Source organism: Paenibacillus paridis, assembly GCF_006345825.1.
GTDB classification, from domain to species: Bacteria; Bacillota; Bacilli; order Paenibacillales; family Paenibacillaceae; genus Pristimantibacillus; species Pristimantibacillus paridis.
Map to the genome: position 1 here is coordinate 1 of NZ_VCIX01000088.1, position 23,419 is coordinate 23,419.

The following is a 23,419-nucleotide window of genomic DNA, read 5'->3' on the forward strand; positions in this document are numbered from 1 at the left end:
TGGACATGGCTGCCTACCATGAATGGCGAAACAACCGTTGATATCCATTCCGATAAGCTAGATGAGATTTTACACACAAATTTGGACTTGACCAATAGTTGAATCAAGTTAGACGAATTAACGGGAGCTTTTCCCGTTAATTCACTATATTCGCATTTCGCTGACTAGTTTTAAAGAAGCGAAGCGCTGATAGAACGTTATTTTAATTGAATTACTATTTTGAAGTGAAAGCGAAGCGAGCAGATCGTTCTGGAGAAACGAAGTGTTCGCCTTTGCAGTCAGATTCTTACCTTTACATGTCTAATGAAATCAAAGAATCTGGCTGCAACCGCGATCGTAAGAATGATCTACTCGCGCAGCGATCAAACTGAAAATTGTTATTCACTTGATTACGAAACAGCAAAGTTTTTGTTACGAAGAATCTCCACGAAGTAAAGCTCCACAAAAACTTTTTAGGAGGAATCAGAATGAAAATTGTTCTTTTATCAGGGGGCTCGGGCAAGCGCCTTTGGCCGTTGTCGAACGAGTCGCGCTCCAAGCAGTTTTTGAAGGTGCTCAAAAATGCGGACGGTGAGCGCGAATCGATGGTTCAGCGAGTGTGGGGGCAGATTGCGAGAGCGGGTCTGAGCGAGCATTCCTATATCGCAACAAGCAAGCCGCAGGTAGATATGATCCATAGCCAGCTTGGAAGCGAGATCGAGGTTATTGTGGAGCCGGAGCGTCGGGATACGTTCCCTGCTATCGCACTGGCGGCAACATACTTGTACTCCGTGCAGGGCGTGAGCCTGAATGAGGCTGTGGTCGTGATGCCGGTTGATCCGTACGTAGAGGAATCCTTCTTTGAGAAGACGAAGATGCTTGAGCAGGTGCTGAACGAATCGGGCGCGGATCTCGCCCTGATGGGCGTCAAGCCGACGTATCCATCTGAGAAATACGGCTATATCGTGCCGGAGCCCGGCTCACAGACAGACGAAAACTACGTCAATGTACACAGCTTTAGAGAAAAACCCCGTGAAGAAGAAGCGGCAGCCATGATTGAGCAGGCTGCGCTTTGGAACTGCGGGGTTTTTGCATTCAAGCTGGATTTTATCATCAATATTCTGATTGCCAATGAGCTTCCTATTCAATATGACGAGATGCTGAAGCAATACGGCAAGCTGCCGAAAAACAGCTTTGACTATGAAATCGTAGAGAAATCCAACCATATCGTTGCGCTTCCGTACGAGGGGGATTGGAAGGATCTTGGCACGTGGAACACGCTGACCGAGGAGATTGAAACGCCGCTGATCGGCAAAGGAATCATCACCGACGGCTCGGTCAATACACATGTCATCAACGAGCTGGATATTCCGATCACGCTGCTCAACGTATCCAATGTCATCGTTGCTGCAAGCCCCGATGGAATTTTGGTGTCGGACAAAGCATCGAGTCCCTTGATCAAGGAGGTTATGAAGCATTCGGATCAGCGGCCGATGTACGAGGAGCGGCGATGGGGGCGTTACCGGGTGCTGGATTACTTGAAATATCCCGATGGCAAGGAAGTGTTAACGAAGCGGATATGCGTGGCGCCGGGGCGGAATTTAAGTTACCAGTACCATCAGCTTCGGGATGAGGTGTGGACGGTGGTAGCAGGCGAGGGCGTCATGGTGCTAAACGGGCAAAGCTTCATCGTAAAAGCAGGCGATGTTCTGACGATTTCGAAGGAGAGCCTGCACAGCCTGCGCGCCGAAACGGAAATGGACATTATTGAAATTCAGACGGGAACCGAGCTTATTGAAGAGGACATTGTTCGGCTTGCCTTTGATTGGAATGAAATTTTGCAACTATGCACGGTATAACGAAATCATTCGATGAAGGAGCGATTAGCATGAATATTACGGTTATAGGAACAGGCTATGTCGGTCTCGTATCGGGCATTTGCTATGCCGAGCTTGGCAACCGTGTCATTTGTGTGGATAAGGATCCGCGCAAAATTGAGACTTTGAATGCTGGCGGCATTCCGATCTACGAGCCAGGGCTAAAGGAGCTGGCAGCGTCCAATCGTGCAGCCGGAATGCTAACGTTCACGACGGACTTGCCAAGTGCGGTAATCCAGTCGGACATTATTATATTGGCGGTAGGCACGCCGCCGCTGCCAAACGGCGAAGCGAATCTCTCCTATATTAATCAAGCAGCTATTGAAATCGCGGAAGCGATGAACGGCTACAAAATTATAGCAGTCAAAAGCACCGTGCCGGTCGGGACCAACGAGCGGTTAGCAGAGCTGATCAGCTCCCATACGAGCGAGCGCTTCGACAGCATTTCGCTGCCAGAGTTTCTCAGAGAGGGCTCAGCGATCCAGGATACGCTGCACCCGGACCGCATCATTATTGGTGCCAACTCAAATAGCGCGGCAGATATCATGAGGATCCTGCATATCCCTTTGACTGAGCAAATCGTCGTCACGGACATTCGCAGCGCGGAAATGATCAAGTACGCTTCGAATGCTTTCCTAGCTACGAAAATTTCTTTTATCAACGAAATCGCTAATATTTGTGAAAAGGTTGGCGCAGACGTGACGAAGGTGGCGGAGGGAATGGGCTACGACAAACGAATCGGCCCGTCCTTTCTGAAAGCGGGCATCGGCTATGGAGGCTCCTGTTTCCCGAAAGATACGAGCGCGCTTATTCAAATCGCTGGACATGTCGACTACGAATTCAAGCTGCTGCGATCGGTTGTGGAAGTCAATCAGGACCAGCGCTTCAACGTTATCCGCAAGCTGGAGACGATTTTTGGCGGTGAGCTGCATGGCAAGACAATCGCGATCTGGGGTCTTGCTTTCAAGCCGAATACCGATGACGTACGAGATTCGCCAGCAGCGGAGATCATTCAGCATTTGGTCGATAACGGCGTAAGAGTTAAAGCCTATGATCCTATCGCCATGGACAATTTTAGAGCAATCTATGAAATTAACGGCGTGGAATGGTGTACGGAAGCAATGGCTACAGCCAGCGGAGCGGACGCGGTATGCTTGCTGACGGAGTGGGAGGAATTTTCAAAAATTGATCTGGGCCAATTGCAGAAGGCGCTCAAGAGTCCGATCTTAATTGACGGCCGCAACGTGTTCGATGAGAAAGACCTGCTTGGAACCGAGTTTGTGTATTACTCTGTCGGCCGTCCTAGCTTAAATCAAGGCGTAAAGCAGCAAATGCCCGTATTGCAATTTTAACCCAAATTTATGACCAGAGGTGAACGAGATGACGTTTAGAAAAAAAGTGACTTTATCCGCACTAGCGCTTTCCATGCTCAGCGCTTCGTTAGGAGGGCTTCCGCTTAGCCAGAAAGGGCTGGCGGAGAAGCTGGGAATCAGTCAATCCGTGTATGCGGCGGATGGCGAATTGCCGTCTAGCGTATTCTTGGAACGCATGAAAGGTCTATACGCCGCGCTCGCAGCGGGCGACCCGAAGGATATGCAAGAGGTTAGAGACTTGCGCGATGAGATTGCGAGTCTGGATGAAGCCGCTAACCAGCAGCTTATTGATCCCATTTGGAACAAAATCAGTGCAAAGCTGCCGGAGTCGGTCGACCAAGCAGAGCTGAAAGCGAGCCTTTTCCGATTGGTTAAAGCGGTTGGCTCCTTCCGCTATGATCCTCAGGCTTCCGATTTAGAGGCCATACGCACGAATCCCGAATTTCGCGCAACGCTGAAGACCATAGCAGCTGCAGGCGGGGATGTAAATATTAGGCTGGATGATTTTCTCATCTTTATGTTTGGCGATGGCGGCAGCGCAAAAGGTGTGGAAGGGACGATCGGAGCCCTGCTCGCAAGCAAGTCCCCAGTCGAAATTATTCAATTGCTTGGCGACAAACAAGGCATTACAGCGGTTCTTCTTCAAGCAACGGAGAAGCTGCTGGGGGAAACGGGAACGTACAAGTTTAGCTCCATCTTAAAAAATCTAGGCATCACGGCGCAGGATGTCCGCTCGACGGTACAAAACTTCCAAGTGAAGCTGAAGAAGGATGAGCCAGCCATCAGCGCCATGACGGTGGCGTACATTCGTTCAGCGGCTAAAGCTAGCGTGAAAATAAATTATGACGGGCGTGTGCATACATACAGCCTGAATGTGTTCGGCGTATATATTATGCCCGCGGTACTGCAGTGGTCTAAGGTGTCCGGCGATTCCAACGTGACGGTACTGCCAACCGGTGTCGTGACGATTCCGGACGATGCTGCAGGCGGTACGGCCGTCATTCAGGCAAAGATTGTGAACCCCTATGGTGGCGCGGCAAAAGTAATCTACGAGCAAGAAGTGACGTTAACAGCCGCTGGCGCACAGGAAACCGAATTTCCTGCCGCCCCGTTCCTAGAGCGTCTGAATAAGCTCCAATCGGCGCTTGCTGCCGGGGACCCAGGGGATATCGCTGCGGTAAGAGCTTTGCAAGAGGAAATAGCAAAGCTGGATTTTGCAAAAGATCAAGCCTTAATCGATCCGATCTGGAATAAGCTCGCCGCTAAGCTTCCGCCTACAGCCGACCAAGTCCAAATCAAAGCTAGCCTGTTCGCTATGCTCAAAGAAGCGGCATCAATCTCGTATAGTACGAAGCCATCTGCAGCTCTCGAAGCGTTTCGTGCAAACCCTGAATACAAGGCCGCGATGAAAGCGCTTGGTGCTGTGGGCGGAGAAGCGGGCTTTGTTGTCGATGATCTGCTGCTCTTCCTGTTCGGGAACGGAAGCACCCATCTGGGTGTAGAAGGAACGATTAGAAAACAGCTGGCGGGCCTGTCTTCGACTGAGCTCTTGCGCCTGCTTGGAGACCAGCAAGCTTTATCGGCGATGCTGCTTCAGGCAACAGAGAAGCTGCTTGCTGAAAATGGAAGCTACAAGGTTAGCTCGCTGCTAGGCAGTCTGGGCGTAACCACTAAGGAGGTAGCGGCTACCGTAGTCAACTTCCAAACGAAGCTGAAAAAAGAAGGGCCAGCCGCAAGTGCGCTAATGATTGCGCTGTTGCGTTCTGAATCGAGCGAGACGGTCGTCGTGAGCGAAAATGGCCGTGAACAAAAGTTCAGCTTGAAGGTATTCGGCATTGAGGTTCCCGCGCTGGCGCTGCGATGGAGCAAGGTATCCGGCAGCGACAATGTGTTGGTAGCAGCCAATGGTTCCGTGACGCTGTCGAGAGGCGCAGCAACGGGATCGGCTATCATTCAGGCCACCTTTATTAATCCATACGGCGGTACGGCCAAGGTGATTTTCGAGAAAGAAGTGACCTTGAAGGCAACCAGCGGAGAGGGAGACCATTTCCCGGCGGAGCAATTTCTGGAGAGAATGAATAAGCTTCATGCTTCCTTGCTTGCAGGCGATCCGGCAGACGTGCAGGATGTTCGCAACTTGCGGGATGAGCTGGCCAAGCTGGATTTTGCGAAGGATCAAGCATTGATCGAGCCGGTCTGGAAGAAAATAGCGGCCAACCTGCCGGCAACGGTCGATCAGGCAGAGCTGAAGAAAAGCTTGTTCCGCATCATTCAGGCCGTAGGGGCAATACAATATGATCCGCAGGCAAAGGCGCTGGAGGCCATTCGTACAAATCCGGAGTTCCGCGCGACGCTGAAGACGATAGCGGCAGCCGGTGGAGTCACGGATCTGACCATGGATGATTTCCTTGTTCTCTTGTTTGGAGACGGTGATGAGCGCTTAGGCGTTGAAGGAACAGTACGCGATATCATCTCGGATATGAAGCCGAATGAATTGGCTTTATTACTGGGCAACAAAGAGAAGATTAATGCTGTTTTAACCGAAGCAATGGGCAAGGTTTTGGCTGCCAAAGACGACTATGCGCTTAGCGAGGCACTTTCTAATCTTGGCGTTAAGCCAGCGGATGTCCGCTCAGCTGTCCTGAACTTTCAGGTTAAGCTGAAGCATGACGAGAAAGCGATCAATGCGCTGACCGTCGCTTATATTCGCTCAGAGGTTGTATCCACGGTAAAGGTTACGGCAAACGGCAGGCAGCATGAATACATCTTGAAGCTGTTTGGCACCAATCTTCCTTCAACTCTGCTGAGATGGAAAAAAGTATCTGGAAGCAAGGACGTAACGGTAGACTGGAAGGGTAAAGTAACCATTCCGAAAAAAGTCGCGGAAGGAACTGCCGTCATTCAGGCGACCCTGATGAATCCATACGGCGGTTCGGCCAAGATTGTTTTCCAGCAAGAGATCACGATTAAGAACGGTGATGTCGAGGTTGATCCGAAGGCTGAGCTGAAAAAAATCGCTGAGGCTTTGGATGCGCAGCTAGCTGACATTAAGAAAAAGCTGAAAGCAGCCACGGACGATGAGCAAAAGGCGCAATTAATTATCGAGGTGGTACAGGCAAGAAACGAAGCGGTCGATGCCATTAACAAAGTGAATGCGACCAATGCATTGAAAAACAAAGCGATTAACGAAACGAAAAGCAAGGTCAACAAATTGCTGACCACGATCATTACCGAAATTATGCGCTCTTAAGGTGTCGGCCAGTCTTCCTACTCTTTCTGGAGTAAGAGGGCTGGCTTCTTTTTATTCAAATTGGAAGGTGGTATCAGCCTCAAATGAGTCAACAGCATATACGAAGAAAAAGGCGTCCCCGCTTTCAAAAACCGGATACGATCAACATTATTTTAGGTTCGCTTGCGGTTATTTTGGTGTTTGCATGGGGTGGGCTGTATTGGAAGGAATCCACGAACCAATCGCTTGTCGTAAGTGCAGATGGGGCAGCGCTTAACCAGTATGCAGAGCTGCAGGCTGATGGGGTTGAAACGAATATTCCAGAGAGCACAAGCCCGGCAGGAGCCGTGAAGCCGGCAGCAACGGACCAGGCCGCCAAGCCTGCTGGACAGGCAACGGTACCACCTGCGGAAGAAGGAAAAGGAGCGACGATTCCTGAAGCAGTGACGACGGATAAGCCTGTTGGAACGGAGAACGAGCCGAATCCGGTTCAGACCTCGAAGCCAACCACACAAGTAAAGCCTGGTCAAGGTACGGGGACAAAGCCGGGCAAAGGCACAGGCGCAGGAGCAGGTACTGTCGCCAAACCAACGCCAACGCCTGAAGTGCCGGAAGCTACAGTAACCCCGCCTCCAGTTGAGGCGTCTGCGAAATACGAGCAGGAGATTATCCAGGTTCAAGCGAAGTGCACCCAGGATATGAATGAGGTGCTTGCGGGAGCCGATACGAGCATCAAGGAGCTGGATATGACAGATCCGTATGCATTCCAAGAGCTAAATCAAAAATGGATCGATGGGCTGACGAATGCGGAGAATGCCTGTACGGCAAAGTTCGAGGGAATCATTGAACGAGCTGAAAAAGACGAAGTGGATTCAGACATTACGGAGGGCTGGGAACAGAAGTTCAGCGCTTTAATGCTGCAGCTTCAAGGTGATTTCGAAGCGAAGCTGCTGACATTAATGGGCGGTTAGCTTATTCTTCCTTTGGCAGGGTACGGTCACGGAGCACGCGTTCGAGCAAGCTGCGGATCAGCTCCAGATCGTCCCTTTCCAGAGGGACGCCGTCCCAATGCAGCTGTTCATAGTTCAAATATTCCCTTGCATTATGGTTAAGCTCGATCGGCGGCTCCGGATAGTCGGTAAGCCCCAGAAGATAGTCGGCAGATGTGCGCAGCTTGCGCGAGATCGTCTGAATCGATTCGATTGTTGGTTGTCTGTATCCCGATTCATACCCCGCATATGTACTTTTGGCAACCCCTAAGTAGTCGGCTACTTCCTGCATCGTTAGTTTCCTCTTTTTTCGCAGCTGCTTAAGTCGCTTTGCGAACATCTATATCTCCCCCTTTCGAACGTTACCCGTATCGTTCTATTAATTCTCTATGACTAGGCTAGCTAGGTAAATGTACACATAATTATAGCATGTTTGACAATTGCATGTACAAGGCAGAGTGTGAGCTCAATGTGAACGGTTTGTTTTATTATACTAGTATGTAGAGTGGTAGCAGTTGGAAAATATTGTATTGAAATTGTAAACCGCTGGTCTATCTATGTTTCTATCGAAGTCTCTCATCCTCGCTAATTTCCCAAGTAAGCACGCATACGTTCTTAAAGCCATCCAACGAACCTTATTTTGACGCTGTAAAAACACATAGGTTCTTACAGCAGTTCACGAACATATCATTCCTCGCAAAATTCCGTGCAAAGTACGCATACGCTCTTAAAACCAACCAACGAATCTTACTTTCACGCGGTAAGAACACATAGGTTCTTACAGCAGTCGGAGAACCATTATCTCACGCAAAATTCCCTCTGTAAGCACGTATACGTTCTTAAAGCCAACCAACTACCCTTACTTTCATGCTGTAAGAACAAATAGGTTCTTACAGCGATCCGCGAAAACATCATCTCACGCAAAGTTCCCTCTGTAAGCACGCATACGTTCTTAAAGCCAACCAACGAACCTTACTTTGACGCTGTAAGAACACATACGTTCTTACCGTAGTCCACGAACATATCATTCCTCGCAAAATTCCCGCGCAAAGCACGCATATCTATTCTTATTCAGATGAAAAACAGCATCCATGCATTGCAATTATACAATTAACACGGAATTTTGAACAAAGCGTATGGTTTTTTATAATGTAAGCGCATTCTTGTTGGGGTTACTATTAAGAGGCAAATATTTCTTGTTCCTGCTAACTAAGCAGTTTGAGGAGCATTTGCCGCTTAAATTATCCCAATCATGGAAGGGGAACAAATGCTGTATGAGTAACCGGATGAAACGTAGCATGTCTTTGGCATTGGCAGTATTCATGGTGGTTTATACCGTATTGGCAGGCTTGCCTGTCCAGCAAGCGAAGGCGGCGTCCATTGCGGAGCCGCAGGTATGGAAGTTCGACTTTGGCGCGGCACCTGCTCCGGCAGGCAGCACGGGAGGACCTGTAGCGGATGGTTTTATTGGGATTACGGGTACGACCCTGTATACGAGCGAGCTGGGCTATGGCCTGGATCAAAACCTCGCTTCACGCTATCGCGGGGCCGAGTCAACCGATCATCTGTTGAATGATTTTGTATTGGGAGGAAACAGCACGCCATTTACCTTTTCTGCCGATCTGCCTAATGGCAACTACAAAGTAACGCTCTATTCAGGGGATTTGCTGCAAACGACCTCTACCTACAAAACAAAAGTAACCATCGAGAATGTGGCAAAGGATCCGATCAATTCCAGAAGAGCGGTCGAGAGCAAAAGCTACGACACAGCCGTAACGGATGGGCAATTGAATATTGTACTGACAGGCGATGCAACGTTTAGTATTTTGAACGGGGTCATCATTGAGCAAGTTCTCCCTTCAGCGCCGGAAGGGCTTATGCTGGCAAACATCAGTGCAGGCAGTGTATCGCTGCAATGGACGCCGGTATCCGATGCGCTTTATTACAATGTTTACCGTGTAACTGGCAGCGGTGTGCCCAGCAGCCCAATCGCTGAACAGATCAGTGCTAGCAGCTATACCGATACGACCGTTAGCGTTGGAAACAGCTATCATTATTATGTTTCTGCCGTTAATGCGTTCGGTCAGCAGTCCGCGCTCAGCGGGGCTAGCGAAGCAGCCACGATTCCAGATCCACAGGCGCCAGCAGTGCCTGCAGGATTAGCCGTAACGGAAGTTAATGCTGCTTCGACGGTGCTCACATGGCTAGCGGCAGCGGGGGCAGCGGAATATAAAATATTCCGTTCGGACGCGGCAGACGGCAATTTTGCTGAAATCGGCCAAGCAGCAGCATTGTCATTTACCGATGCTACTGCTGACACGGGAGTGCCGCAATATTACAAAATAAAAGCATTTAACGGGCAGGGTTCATCCGACTTCTCGGATTATGCGGTAAGCGCGGTATACGTGACGCCGGTTACGCTGCCAGAGGGGGATGTGAAGCGTTTCGATTTCGGTAAGGGGCCAGCAGAGGATGGTTATCTGGCCATTACCTCGGCCGTTGCCTATACTCCGGAGCGGAAATATGGCTTCACTGATCCGGCAAAAGTAAGCTTCATCGACCGCGGAACATCAGATGCGCTGCGCTCGGACTTCAGCATTGTGCAGGATACCGCCTTTAACGTAGATCTTCCGAACGGAGATTACACGGTGTCCCTGATTGCCGGAGATGCGAATGATATCACCGATATTTCCATTACAGTTGAGAGCATAGAGAAGGTGAAGCGGCTGGATGGGAATGCACCAAGGCCTGCAGGCGCTTATTTGGAAATGAGCTTCGATATCGCTTTAGTCGACGGTCAGATGAATTTCCAGTTCACAGGTACTGCGCCAAAAATTAATGCGCTTGTCATCACCAAGAAAGCATCCCGTACGGCAGGCGAGCTGCCAACGGTGTATCTGGCGGGGGATTCTACCGTTCAAACCTATGATGCCTACTGGATCCCGCAAGCGGGCTGGGGACAGATGATTCCAAGATTTTTCACCGACAACGTCATCTTCAAAAATCACGCCATCGGTGGCCGCAGCACCAAAAACTTTATATCCGAGGGGCGGCTCGATGAAATTTTAAGAGCGATTAAGCCGGGAGATTATTTCCTTGTGCAATTCGGCCATAATGATGCCACGATCAGTGTACCGGACCGCTATGCGGCTCCAGCCGATTACAAAAATTATTTAAAGACGTACATTAACGGTGCAAGGCAGCGTGGAGCGACACCGATTCTCGTTACCCCGATGGGCAGACGCAGCTTTAACGCTGAGACTGGGAAATTTAACGTCAGCTTTCCAGAGTACGTACAGGCGATGAAGGAAGTCGCCCAAGAGCTCGATGTAGATTTGGTTGACCTTAGCACGCTGAGCATTGCCTATTACGATTCCATTGGCCCTGCTGCGACGCTATCCGTGTTCTTACACACGCCTGCTGGCGTATATGGAGCGTTCCCAACGGGCTCTGCGGACGATACGCATTTCCAAGAGTATGGCGCGATTCAGCTGGCAAGGCTTCTCTCCGGAGGAATTAAAGAGCTTGATTTGCCGCTGGCGCAGTCCGTGAAGGAGATTGAAGTGCCTGCCGAAGTGCCAGCTAAGCCGACAGGCTTAATTGCAGGAAGCATCAGCAACGCGGGAGCGCTGCTCAAATGGGATGAAACGGCATCTGCCGATATTTACAAGATATATCGCAAGCTCTCCTCCGAGCCCGACAGCGCATATGCGATGATTGGCACCTCAACGATTCCGACGCTTAATATGGGCGGATTAGTGGAAGGCGACAGTTATTACGTACACGTCACGGCCGTGAATGGAAAAGGGGAATCCGCCCCGTCCGATGCTGCTTACATTAAGACGAAGGCAGCCGTTTACAAATATGATTTTGGTCCAGTCGGCAGCGCAGTAGCCGAAGGGTATAACGAAGTCACGCGCAATACGATCTATACGCCAGAGCGGGGTTACGGCATTACGGACAGCACCGGCATGATCGACCGTGACCGCGGTTCTGCCACAGATGCGCTGAGACGTGACTTTGTGGCCTATTTTGGGCAAAGCTATGAATTCAAAGTAGATTTGCCAAACGGCTATTATTCAGTCAAAACCTACACGGGAGACTGGATCGGCTCGACCAGAACGAATATTGTCATTGAAGGAAAGGATCAAGGGACGATTGCCTCCGGCAAAGAAAACATTGCCGAGCGGGTCTTCAATATGATCGCTGTGAAGGATGGCCAGCTGAATATGATCTTGAGCGGCCAGACAGCGCATTTGAACGGTGTGGAAATTACGCCATTAATGCTGGCGCCTACAAAGCTGGAGCTGAGCGACCTAGATTTGGCCGGCAATCCGGTCAAGGCGGAGCTTACTTGGACAGGAGTTGCGGAAGCGGTAAAATATAAGGTTTACCGCAAAGCGACGGTCGCTGCAAGCGCCGAGCTGCTTGGCCAGACGACTGCGACGTCCTTTACGGATACGTCTGCGGATGTCGGCCTGGAGTACATCTATTCCGTAACAGCGATAGACAATACCGGCTTTGAATCGGTAGCTTCCAATGCGCTTAGCGTATCCATGATCGACCCGGATGTTGCGAAAGCAGATATCCCAGAAGGATTAGCACTTACTGCGATTCACAAAAATGAGATTAGCTTCTCATGGAATGCGGTCTTGCAGGCGAGAATGTACAATATTTACCGCTCAGAGAAAGCGGATGGAGCGTATGTGTTAATCGGAAAATCGCCGATAGCCGCGTATACCGATACGACAGTGTTGACAACCATTCCGTATTTCTACAAAGTCGCTTCCGTGAACGAGGGAGGCATCTCCGAGCCATCCAGCTATTTGGAGACGCAGGCGGTGACGACGCTTGTACGCGCGATGGAATACTTGGATCGGTCGCCAGTAGCGATTAAAGCGGAGAGCGGCAACTATATCGGCTGGCGCATGCTGGGGCTTGATCCGGAGGAAATCGGCTTCAACGTGTACCGTGACGGTGTGAAGCTGAACGGCGCTTTAATTACGGCGAGCACGAACTATGTGGATGCTGCTGGGACCGATTCTTCTTCGTATCAGATTAAGTCGGTTTTGAACGGCGTCGAGCAGGCGGCAACAAGCAGCTTCGGCGTATGGCAAAAGCAATACAAATCAGTGCCGCTGCAGAAACCGGCAGATGACTATACGAAGGACGGTCAGCCGTATACGTATTCGGCTGGCGATGCTAGCGTTGGCGATCTCGATGGCGATGGACAGTACGAGATTGTGATGCTGTGGTCGCCATCGAACAGCAAGGACAATTCACAAGCGGGTTACACGGGCATTGTATATATGGACGCCTACAAGCTTGACGGTACGCGGCTGTGGCGCATTAATCTCGGCCCGAACATTCGAGCGGGCGCGCACTACACTCAGTTTATGGTTTACGATCTCGACGGCGACGGACGTGCGGAAGTAACGTTCAAGACAGCAGACGGCACCATTGATGGAACAGGCAAAGCTATTGGCGATCCAAGCAAGGACTATCGGAACAGCACAGGATACATTTTGCTTGGCAACGAGTATTTGACTGTATTTGAAGGTGCGACTGGCAAAGCGCTGGCGACAACCGATTATGATCCGCCGCGCGGCGACGTCGCTGCATGGGGAGATGCTTACGGCAACCGGGTAGACCGTTTTCTGGCGGCAGTAGCCTACCTCGACGGCGAGCATCCGAGCTTGATTTTCAGCAGAGGGTATTACACGCGCACCGTGCTGGCAGCCTACGATTACCGGGAGGGGCAGCTTACCAAAAGATGGGTGTTTGACTCGAATGAAGAGGGGTACGGCTCCTATGCGGGTCAAGGAAACCATAATTTATCGGTAGGCGATTCCGATGGCGACGGCAAGGACGAGATTCATTTTGGCGCGATGGGGATCGATGATAATGGCAAGCCGCTATATAATACGGGGCTGGGGCATGGCGATGCGATGCACTTTGGCGATCTGGATCCGGAGCGTCCGGGCCTTGAAATATTTGCGGTGCAGGAGCATTCTGATTCTCCGTACGGCATGGATCTGAAGGATGCGCGAACGGGCGAGATCATTTGGGGAGTCCATACGGGCGTGGATACGGGACGCGGGATGTCCGCAGACCTTGATCCCCGTTACCCCGGTGAGGAAATGTGGAGTGCAAACATTGTAAACGCCGAGCATATCCAAGTAACTGGATTATACAGCGTGAAAGGCGAAAAAATTACGTCCAGCATTCCGAGCTCGACCAATTTTGGCGTATGGTGGGACGGCGACCTGCTCCGCGAGCTGCAAGATTACAACCGTATCGATAAATGGGATTATGAAAATAACAAAACGGTAAACATACTAACAGCCGTGGGCTCAGCTACGAACAATTCGACCAAAGCGAACTCTAGCCTGCAGGCTGACCTGTTCGGAGATTGGCGCGAGGAAGTGATGTGGCGTTCAGAGGACAGCATGGAATTTAGAATTTATTCGACCGTAGATGAAACGGATTACCGCATTCGCACGCTGATGCATGATCCGATTTACCGACTTGGAGTTGCTTGGCAAAATGTCAGCTACAACCAGCCACCGCACCCGAGCTTTTTCTTGGGCCACGGCATGGCGCTGCCGGCAGCGCCTAGCATCAGTTATGTTCGTCCTCTCGTTGCTGCAATTACGGTAACGGCAGCTGACAATGCGGATTCCGTTGCGGCCGGCAGCACGCTGCAATTTACTGCGGAAGTTTATGGGGATGCCTCCATAAATAAAACGGTAACTTGGACTGTTTCACATGTGGATGGAAGCCCTACCCAACTAGCAGCGATCGGACCGGACGGGGTGCTTCAGACGTTAGCGGAAGGTGAAATTAAAGTCACGGCAACGGCTATTGACGGCTCGCTCGTCAAAGGGGAGAAGCTAATTAAGATTACGGCCGAGGCGGTTGCGACGCCAACGCCAACGCCGTCCGAGACGCCAACAGCAACCCCGTCGCCAGCGCCGTCCGAGACACCAATAGCGACCCCGTCGCCAGCGCCGTCCGAGACGCCAACAGCAACCCCGTCGCCAGCGCCGTCCGAGACGCCAATAGCGACCCCGTCGCCAGCTGCAACGCCAGGCTCGCCATCATCGGCGCCAGCGACCAATATAGTGACTGTCGCAGCCATCACTGCGAACGGTAAAGCAAGCGCGGCAGTCGATGCCGCTAAGCTTCAACAAGCCATTCAAGCAGCGAGCAATCAGTTAGTTGTTATTCAGATAAACGCTGCTGATACCGCCCAAGAGGTGGAGGTCAGCATTCCTGGGGCAGCCATAGCGAGTCTTGCTGCGAAGGGGCCATTGCGTTTATCGCTCGAAACGGGCTCCGCCACGTTTACCTTCTCAGCAGAGGCGCTGCAAGCAGCAGCTGGGGCAGCTTCTGGCGATTGGAAGCTAACCGTGCAGCGCGTCGAGGCTTCCGCTTTATCTGACGAGGTGCGCAAGCAGGTCGGCGATGCGGCTGTATATGATTTTCAGCTCATGGTTGGAGGTCAACAAATAAGCCAATTCTCAGGTGGCAAGCATGCGGTTGAAGTCACGCTTCCTTATGTGCTGAAATCAGGCGAGAAGGCTGGCAATGTCGTCGTTTATTACATCTCGGATGATGGCAAGCTGGAAGTGGTTCGAAATGCGAAATATGATGCGAAGGCAGGCTTAGTTACCTTCAAAACGAATCATTTCAGCTACTATGCGAGCCAGCACGCTGCTCCGAAATTCGTAGATTTGCAGCAAGCGGCATGGGCGATAGACCCTATCGAGGCCTTGGCTGCACGTCAAGTAATCGAAGGGTACGAGAATGGAAGCTTCCGTCCGAATGTCCAGGTGACCAGGGCAGCATTTGTAAAAATGCTCATGCTTGCGCTGGAACTGGAAGAGAATGAAACATCGAGCAGCTTCACCGATGTCCAGCAAGGGGCTTGGTATGCCGGTCCGATTGCTGCCGCTGAGCGGCTTGGCATCGTGAAAGGGAAATCGGACGGGACCTTTGGAGTCAACGACTTCATTACGCGTCAGGATATGGCCGTCATGGCCCACCGTGCTGCGGCACTCGCGAATATTACGCTAGCAGGAAGCGGTGGAGAAGCTTTTGCCGATCAAGCAGCTATTGCGGATTATGCGGTCAAAGCTGTTCAAGATATGCAGGCTGCAGGTATTCTGAACGGAATGGCTAATCAGTCATTCGTGCCTGATGGCCTCTCGACCAGAGCGCAGGCAGCGAAAGTCATCTATTCTATTTTGAGCAAGCAGGAGTAAATCAAGAAGTGAAGTAATCTTATAGCCGGTTGAAAAAGCTTGCTTTAAATTGGTTGATGTGCCTTTGGAGAGGAATTGTTGTTCCGTGCGATTCTATTACCTTAGAAGATTGATAGAACGCTGTAGCCTGTATTGACCCATCTGATTGTATATTGATACGAGGAAGTGTTCTTCAAGGTTTACCGGTCCTACAATTGTACAGAAGAACATAGAAGCCGCGTCTACACTGTATGCCCGAAAACCATTTAAAAGGTGCCTATACTACAGATTAACCGTGAAGGGATGAACCTTTACGGTTTTTTTGTTAGTGGCATTTCGTTATAACTGCGGCTCCTTCTGGCTTGTGAAATCTCATGTAAGAAAGATTGACAAAAAATTTAAATATGTCATAATGAATTTATCAAAACGATATTAATAAAAGTTTTATGAATAAACTATTTAGAGAGAGCAGTGACAACATAAGGAGGTCTGTCTATGAATTCTTTTTCACAGCTATTACAAGAGCGGTTTCCTAATTTGGAGCCAGCTAATGTTCCTATTGAAAGCCAACGGCAAGAGCTGAGCAGCTTATATGATAGACTTTTGACTGGTCCAACTACGAATATATATGACAGGATCAATCAATTGGAGCAGTTTCTCGATTATTTTTCGGATTTTGCTGGTATGGAGGAGGCCGAAAGCCAGAAACATTTGTTGCGCTCCTTGTTGTCTACACAAATTTCTCTTATAACCGGCTATGAATACCTCGATGATCTAGTAATGAGTATTGTTCAAAAATATGAACTTCAAGAGCTTTATTTATTAGAAGCATTAACGCATTATCGGAATGTTCGTTATGACGGCTTTTATTACTCTAAATATGTAAAAGAACTTTTGGATATTTACAGCAATTATAAGGACAATTTATACGGCTATGATCATCTTTTTGTCGACGCGCTATACAGTCATCTAGTAGGTTTGGGAGATTCGGAGATTGGCTATGAGTTTGGCGGATTGGAAACGGTCCGCAAGCATATACATATTTTAGATAATGCATTGATTAAGCTGTTACTCCAAAAATATGAGAAATCTTCCGTACAAAACTTTCCCTTCGGCTGGAGCTATTTGGGAAATGCGGTCTGGGAAAAGCAAATTAAAACGATTATTGATTCCTCCAGCTTGGATGCCAACTCCAAAACGCAGTTCCTGTATTATTATTTGCAGAGCTTTACATATAAAACGGTTATCGTACAAACCTTGTATGCAAGCCTTTCTCATCAACTAAAGGAGCACTATGATTCAGTTATAAGCTCGGTCGAAACGTTAAGACATTTCTTTAAGATTGATTTCAAGCATAAGACTGATGAGAGCAAAGATATTGAGTTAATAATGCAGTCAGATGAAGCCAATCAATTGACAAAGTATACGTTGAAAAGAGCTGATACGACTGTGAGCGATTATTCCATCACCCAGTTGTTCACAGGATCAGAGATTCGGATTACGTATAAATTTGGGCAGGTGGAAAATTATGAGCGCTTCGTTTACCGTCCGCATGAAACGGTCTCAATTCAAGGGCTTCATAAAATGCTTGAAGAGAAACTAGAGGATTTCGCGGCACGCTTTTTTGCTTTTATCGCAGAAGACAAGGTCGAAGAACAGCCTGTGCAGCAAGCTCCTTTCATAGCAAAACGCTACGATATTGCCGTTGTGTGTGCCATGAGATCTGAGCTTGAAGGGCTAAGGAGCGTTGCAAGCGATTGGGAGCTGCTGACGGATCAGCCTGCGAGCACCGATTCAACAACAAATTATTACAGTTGCAATTTCCGGGATCAGTCCGGCAAGGAAGTTCGGGTGGTGGCAGCATGCTGTCATCAGAAGGGAATGGCTGCTACAGCCACGCTTTCAACCAAGCTGATTACATTATTCCAGCCGGAGTATCTGGTGATGACGGGAATCGCAGCAGGTATTCGCAAATCGGTGTTAAAAGAGGGCTCGGAAGGCCCTCGCTCTATGGAAGAGGTGAAATTGGGGGACATTCTGGTGGTCACGGTTACATGGGATCATGGCAGTGGCAAAATAACAACGGATAACGGAAGCTCGAATTTTCTCCCTGCGCCTAATCCGATAAATTTGCAGCCGAGAATACGCTCCAAAATTGAGCTGCTTGCTGCGGATTCAGCCTTACTGGAACAGATCAGGGAGGATTGGGACCGCAATGAGCAGTTGAATCTGAAAAACAAGACAGGCCCCGCAGGTCTGGCTATACATTGTGGACCGATGCTGTCGGGAGCCGCTGTATTGGCGAATAAGGATGCAATTGAGGGAATCAAGAAGCAGCATAAAGATTTGATCGGAATAGATATGGAAAGCTACAGCGTTTTTTATGCAGCCGAAAATAGTCCAGGCGTTCAACCCAAGGTGTTTGTGCTCAAGTCTGTGAGCGATTATGCGGATGAGCATAAAAATGATGAGCTGCAAGCCTATGCAGCGTATACAAGTGCCGCAACGCTTAAAGCGTTAGCTTTGAATTTTATGGATTATGAACAAAAATAGCTTTCGTTGAAGAACAATGAAAAAGTAGCGAATTAGAGCAAGCATGCAGTTGATTCCTGTGTGGGAAAGCAACTGGATCGGGTGGGCTTTGCTATCCTGCACAATTGCATGAACTTTAAGACCATTGCTGCCTTTGGCGGAACTATCCTGCAAATTTGCAATAATTTAATGCATTAACGGCCAATTTGTCTTGAAATTGGGTTTTTATATTGTACGAAATGCAGGATAGCGCACCCGGCTAATGGTAAAACAGCTTCTATCCTGCAAATGTACACTATAGCTATTAGCGTCAACGAGGCAACTGCATCAAGGCTAAGCTTCACCATACGCAAAATGGACCTTAGAATCCTCCTCGTTCAGGAGGGGGAGGTATTGAAAGATTGTTCATTGGTGTGGTGTCTAAAAAGAATACAACAATCACTTGTATCGGTATTCCCGCTTTGTTCCGAAACATAGGAGCTGAACGGTTATGGGGATTTTTTAGGATTAGTCAGCTTGTAGATATGTCCTGAATGCGCCATGGCGAGGCTGTGGATGCCCGTTTGAATGAGAAGCGGTAATAACCGTTGCGGCGCGGTTCGTTTAACTGATGGATCGAGACCGGCAGGTTAATTTCAGTTACAAGGGCGCTGCCGAGCTCCATCTCGGGTTCTTTATCTTTTCCTTTTTGCGGAACTTGTTCCCTGATGGAGACAAGCGATCCCATGAAGCTTTCTAAGGCTGCGAGCTTATCCTGAGGCAATTCTTCTCCGAGCAGCCGCAGCAGCTCCGTGTCTTGATGATACAAAATTTCAATAAAGGTTTTGGCAAGCGTCATCGGCGCGGCTGAATCCAAATAGTCGTTTACTTGCCCTGCGGCTTTATGGACCATAATTTGGTGAGCAGGGTCCGGGCTATCGGATTTGTGAGTGGAGCTCCCTTGAAAATGAATGCAAAAATGGCCCGAGAAGCCATTCTCCGGAATGCCGTCCCCGCCATGCGGCATGCCGTTCATGGAGGCGGCAATCCATGTATCATTGGAATGGATAAGTACAGCTTTTCGTTTCCAGCTCCATTTGCCTTCGTAAATTTGTTTCATGATGCGAGTGTCTTCTTTCGTGAGCGGCTGCACGTCAGCGTGATCGCTGCCTGCTCTCCGCTGCACCTCAAAGGTTAAGCCAGAGTCGAGCTCGGTCACTGAAAAAATGCTTTTGTTAGGCAACAATTGCCCGGACTCCTGCCAAGAAACGAGCTTCCCATAATGCTGCGCGCGCAGACCGTCCGCTAGATGAACAAGCCGGTTTGCGGCTTTTTTAGACAACACTGTTCTTGTGCCGTTCGCGGCGTTCCAAAGGTTGCCCGTATGCTCCAATCGGAAATGCTTTGCTCCCTCTGACTCCTGCAGCACGATATCTACATCGTAGTAATAGCCCGATGTAGACGCTTGTACTTGCTTGGCTTCACGAAGAGCATCATTGATTTCGCGGCTCGCCAAGGCAATTTCACTGATGAAAGCGGCATTAGGCGACGTGCTAACAGTCATGATGATCTGGCTTTGTTCCTTTTTTAGACCTGCTTTATTCGGTTTTTGCGTGATTGATGCCGCTTGTGCGGATAGAAGCTGAGGCTGCAAGAGGAGCAGCATCAACAGAAACAGTAGGAGTGTGGCTGTCATTTTCTTTGCTAGACGGTTCATAAGCCACCCTCCATCCGTAGTCGTTTTATATTAGGTTCAACATCATCGTTGCCTTTTATGTACAGGGTTCCAAATTGCATGGATTCCGCCAAAATGCCTCATACTACTCTGCAGATTACCGTAAGGGGGAGATTAGCGATTATGGGGCTGCAGTGGGTGATAGCCATTTTAATTTTGTTCCAGCAAGGTCACTATCCTGATCCTTTGATTATCGAGCATGAAGGGCAGGAGCTATTCGAAATGAGCCGGTCCCATTATAGCGATTCTAATGCTGGCGTGCCTCTTATTGATCCGGATAAGCTTGAGGTTTTTATGGACGAGCTTGGCAAAAGAGTGCTAAAACTCCCCGTTAATGCGGCGCTAGACGGATCTGGACGAATTGTCTCGGAACAAACGGGAAGAAAGCTTGACCGAGACGCGTTTACGGTTCAATTTCATCGTTTTGTTTTTGAAGGAGGCTTCGCCCGTCTCGAAACTCCGCTAACAACGACGTATGCCAAAGTAGACAGTGAGCTGCTGTCGACGATAAAAGGTAAGCGGATCGGCCATTATGCTACATATTACAACCCGAATAACAAAAACCGCTCTCATAACGTCAGCTTGGCGGCCAAAGCCATTAATAACTATGTTGTTTTTCCCGGCGACAAGTTTTCTTTCAATGAAGTCGTTGGCAAACGGACGACGGAAAAGGGATATTTGCGTGCACCCGTAATTGTAAGAGGAGAAATGTCCGAGGACATAGGCGGAGGAATCTGCCAAATATCGTCCACGCTCTTTAATGCGGCTGACCGCGCGGGCCTGCAAATCGTTCAGCGCTATACGCACAGCCGCAACGTTAAATATGTACCACATGGACGCGATGCGACGGTTAGCTGGGATGGGCCAGATTTTGTATTTCAAAATAATTACAGCGAGCCCGTCCTGATCCGCGCTTATGCAAGCGGAGGGCAAGCGAGCATCGTCATCTGTTCTTCCGAGGAAGTGAACGAGAAGAAGAGACAGGTGCCAAGCGCCTCGAAAAAGCTGCCCGAGGAAGCGAAGTCCGAGATGGACGCGGGCGGTCTGGAGGAACATAAAGATTAGAACGCGCAAGCAATAGAACAAATCTACGCATTCATAAACCCTCATCATCTACGGGTGGAACAAAACCATACATTTTTCTCTTTTGCTGCGCGTCCCCGGAAGAGGATGCTATAATGGGGGCAAAAGGGGGGAGCGCCAGTGTGGAAGGTTCTGCTTGTGGAGGATGAGGTTTTTGTTCGTGAATCCATTAGGGAAATCATTCGGTGGGAAGAGATGGGCTTCATCTTAGCTGGTGAAGCGGGAGACGGGATGGAAGCGCTCTCTATGATCAAGGAAGACCCTCCCGATCTAGTCCTAACCGATATCATTATGCCCCGAATGGATGGCATCGAGCTGCTGAAGGAAGCCCGTCAGGCCGGTTGCTCCTCCAAATTCGTTATGCTCACCTGCATGGGGGATTTCGAGTATATGCGTCAAGCGATGGAATACGGCGCGTCCAACTATATATTGAAGCTCTCGATGAGCGTGAAGGATCTTAGAGAAACGCTTCACAAGATCAACGCTGAATTAGTGAAATCAAGCAGAGCTAAGGAAGCCCCTGCGCCTCAGGTGCTAAGTCAGCCAGAACGCTCAGCGCATCCCGAGGTGCAAAAGATTTTGACGTATATTGAGGGACATTACGCCCAGGATATAACAGTCAAATCTCTTGCCCATTACGTCATGATGGGCGAGAACTATGTCAGTGCGCTGTTTAAGAAAAAGACGGGACAGACCTTGATTAGTTATTTGCATGAGTTCCGTATCCACAAAGCAAAGGAGTTTTTGAAGCGGACGGACTTGACCGTCAATGAAATCGGCGAGCGCGTAGGATTTATGAACGATAATTATTTTATCAAAATATTCAAGCGGATTACGGGTACGACGCCAAGCCAATTCCGCAAGGGATAGAACAAAACCGTTCACATCGATGCTGGTCATTGTTTTGTTTTGCAAATATCTGTTCCATGAATTCAAACGATTTGTTCCTTAAAGGATCGACCTCCGGCTTGCTATTCTAAGTGTGCAACGTAAATCGAATATACAAACGGGAGGTCAAAGCATTGAAAACTAGTAAATGGATAACGCTTTCACTCGTGTTCATCGTTCTGATCAGTATGCTGGGCGCTTGCTCAAGCGGTAACAACGGATCGGGTGGCAATAAAACGGAAGGCGGGCAGACAGCGGGAACGGATAAGCCTTCCGCACCTGTCAAGCTGATGATGTGGGGCGGGGTGCCGCCGGAGTCGGGCCCGCAGGCTGTTGTCGATGCTTGGAATAAGGAGCATCCGGAAATTCAGGTGGAATATGTGCGTTTCGTCAATGACGACGATGGCAACTTAAAGCTGGATACGGCTTTGCTGACTGGGCAAAACGTGGACCTGTTCGTGAACTACACGCTGACCCAAACCCAAAAGCGCATTGATGCCGGCGTCGCGCTCGATTTGAGCGCCTTTACCGACTACAATATTTTGGAGAAGATGGGCAGCAACGCGGAAGGCTGGCAGGTTAACGGTAAATTTTACGGCGTCCCAACGACAAGGAGCGCTTTCTTCGTCGCTTTGAACAAGGATGCGCTGGATGCGGCGGGCCTTCCGGTTCCAAAGGATTGGACATGGGAGCAAGCAAGAGAGTATGCCAAAACGTTAAAGCCCGCTACTGGTTACGGTATGGTCCAGCATTTGGAGCCATTCCTTGATCCGATTGACGCGGCTTTGACTAAGGAAGGTTACGTTAAAGCGGATGGCACATCGAACCTTGACTCGCCTTCTGTGAAGAAATGGCTGGAGACGCTTGGCGGAATGATGACGCTAGATCAGACGACGCCGCCGCTTGGCGAGCAGATTACATCGAAAATTCCGGTTGAAAATGTGTTTCTTGCCGGAGAATCTCCAATGCTGAACATCGGTGCCTGGCTGCTGAGAAGCTCCAATAATTTCACCGATTTCCCGCGTGACTTCAAGATTGCATTCGCACCTGTTCCTCGTCTCGTAGAGAATCAGGCGGATTATATCCCTCGCGGGGGCTTAGGGGATTACATCTCGATCAATGCAAAATCCTCGTATACGAAGGAAGCTTGGGAATTTCTAAAATGGTATGCCGATGGCGGAATGGCGCCAATGGCTGCCGGTGGCCGCTTGCCTGCCTCGAATGCAGCCGATCAAGACGAAATGGTGGCGAACCTGCTTGGCGACAAAGGAGACACTTACGACAAAGAATCTCTGATGTACGTGTTGTTCGAAGACGAGACGCCAACGCATGTCCGCGAGCTGCCGCAAGAGGTTACGGATTTGATTACGCAGGAATACGAGAAATTTTTCTTGGGCAATCAGAACGCAGACCAGACCACGGCCAATATGGTTAAGCGCCATAATGAATATTTGAAGCAAGCCAAATAAGCAGGAACGTACGATAGCTGTCCCTATGCGCCAAAAAGGC

11 protein-coding genes are annotated in these 23,419 nt (G+C 49.5%); 9 read left to right on the forward strand and 2 right to left on the reverse strand.

Features of this window, described 5'->3' with window-relative positions:
* Positions 1–467 precede the first annotated feature (467 nt).
* The 4 genes from FJQ58_RS17210 to FJQ58_RS17225 all read left to right on the forward strand — a co-directional run bounded on the left by FJQ58_RS17210 (position 468) and on the right by FJQ58_RS17225 (position 7,429).
* Complete coding sequence (locus tag FJQ58_RS17210; protein WP_139995618.1) at positions 468–1,838, forward strand: sugar phosphate nucleotidyltransferase; 1,371 nt, start codon at positions 468–470, stop codon at positions 1,836–1,838.
* Between the two features lie 29 nt (positions 1,839–1,867).
* Positions 1,868–3,208 carry a UDP-glucose dehydrogenase family protein gene (locus FJQ58_RS17215; protein WP_139995621.1) on the forward strand — a complete coding sequence of 447 codons (1,341 nt, stop codon included), beginning with the start codon at positions 1,868–1,870 and terminating at the stop codon, positions 3,206–3,208.
* A gap of 28 nt (positions 3,209–3,236) precedes the next feature.
* Positions 3,237–6,479 (forward strand): hypothetical protein, encoded by a 3,243-nt coding sequence (locus tag FJQ58_RS17220; protein ID WP_139995623.1) that lies wholly within the window; start codon positions 3,237–3,239, stop codon positions 6,477–6,479.
* 83 nt (positions 6,480–6,562) lie between these two features.
* Positions 6,563–7,429: a hypothetical protein gene (locus tag FJQ58_RS17225; RefSeq protein ID WP_139995625.1), complete on the forward strand. Its 867-nt coding sequence runs from the start codon at positions 6,563–6,565 to the stop codon at positions 7,427–7,429.
* A gap of 1 nt (position 7,430) precedes the next feature.
* On the opposite strand, the gene FJQ58_RS17230 is transcribed toward FJQ58_RS17225, so the two are convergent.
* Complete coding sequence (locus FJQ58_RS17230) at positions 7,431–7,787, reverse strand: helix-turn-helix domain-containing protein (protein WP_139995627.1); 357 nt, start codon at positions 7,785–7,787, stop codon at positions 7,431–7,433.
* A 958-nt stretch (positions 7,788–8,745) separates the two neighbouring features.
* Here FJQ58_RS17230 and FJQ58_RS33205 point away from each other — a divergent pair.
* Positions 8,746–15,714, forward strand: coding sequence for a rhamnogalacturonan lyase family protein (locus FJQ58_RS33205; RefSeq protein WP_139995629.1), 6,969 nt, complete (start codon positions 8,746–8,748; stop codon positions 15,712–15,714).
* Between the two features lie 474 nt (positions 15,715–16,188).
* The gene (locus tag FJQ58_RS17240) at positions 16,189–18,246 is read left to right on the forward strand and encodes a 5'-methylthioadenosine/S-adenosylhomocysteine nucleosidase family protein (protein ID WP_139995631.1); all 2,058 of its coding nucleotides are present in this window, start codon (positions 16,189–16,191) and stop codon (positions 18,244–18,246) included.
* Positions 18,247–18,736: 490 nt separating this feature from the next.
* On the opposite strand, the gene FJQ58_RS17245 is transcribed toward FJQ58_RS17240, so the two are convergent.
* Positions 18,737–19,921 carry a hypothetical protein gene (locus FJQ58_RS17245; protein WP_139995633.1) on the reverse strand — a complete coding sequence of 395 codons (1,185 nt, stop codon included), beginning with the start codon at positions 19,919–19,921 and terminating at the stop codon, positions 18,737–18,739.
* A gap of 141 nt (positions 19,922–20,062) precedes the next feature.
* On the opposite strand from FJQ58_RS17245, the gene FJQ58_RS17250 reads away from it, so the two are divergent.
* From FJQ58_RS17250 to FJQ58_RS17260, 3 genes are all read left to right on the forward strand, one after another.
* Positions 20,063–21,004 carry a VanW family protein gene (locus FJQ58_RS17250; protein WP_139995635.1) on the forward strand — a complete coding sequence of 314 codons (942 nt, stop codon included), beginning with the start codon at positions 20,063–20,065 and terminating at the stop codon, positions 21,002–21,004.
* A 138-nt stretch (positions 21,005–21,142) separates the two neighbouring features.
* Positions 21,143–21,892 carry a response regulator gene (locus FJQ58_RS17255; protein ID WP_139995637.1) on the forward strand — a complete coding sequence of 250 codons (750 nt, stop codon included), beginning with the start codon at positions 21,143–21,145 and terminating at the stop codon, positions 21,890–21,892.
* Between the two features lie 152 nt (positions 21,893–22,044).
* Positions 22,045–23,379 carry an ABC transporter substrate-binding protein gene (locus FJQ58_RS17260; protein WP_238404121.1) on the forward strand — a complete coding sequence of 445 codons (1,335 nt, stop codon included), beginning with the start codon at positions 22,045–22,047 and terminating at the stop codon, positions 23,377–23,379.
* Positions 23,380–23,419 lie beyond the last annotated feature (40 nt).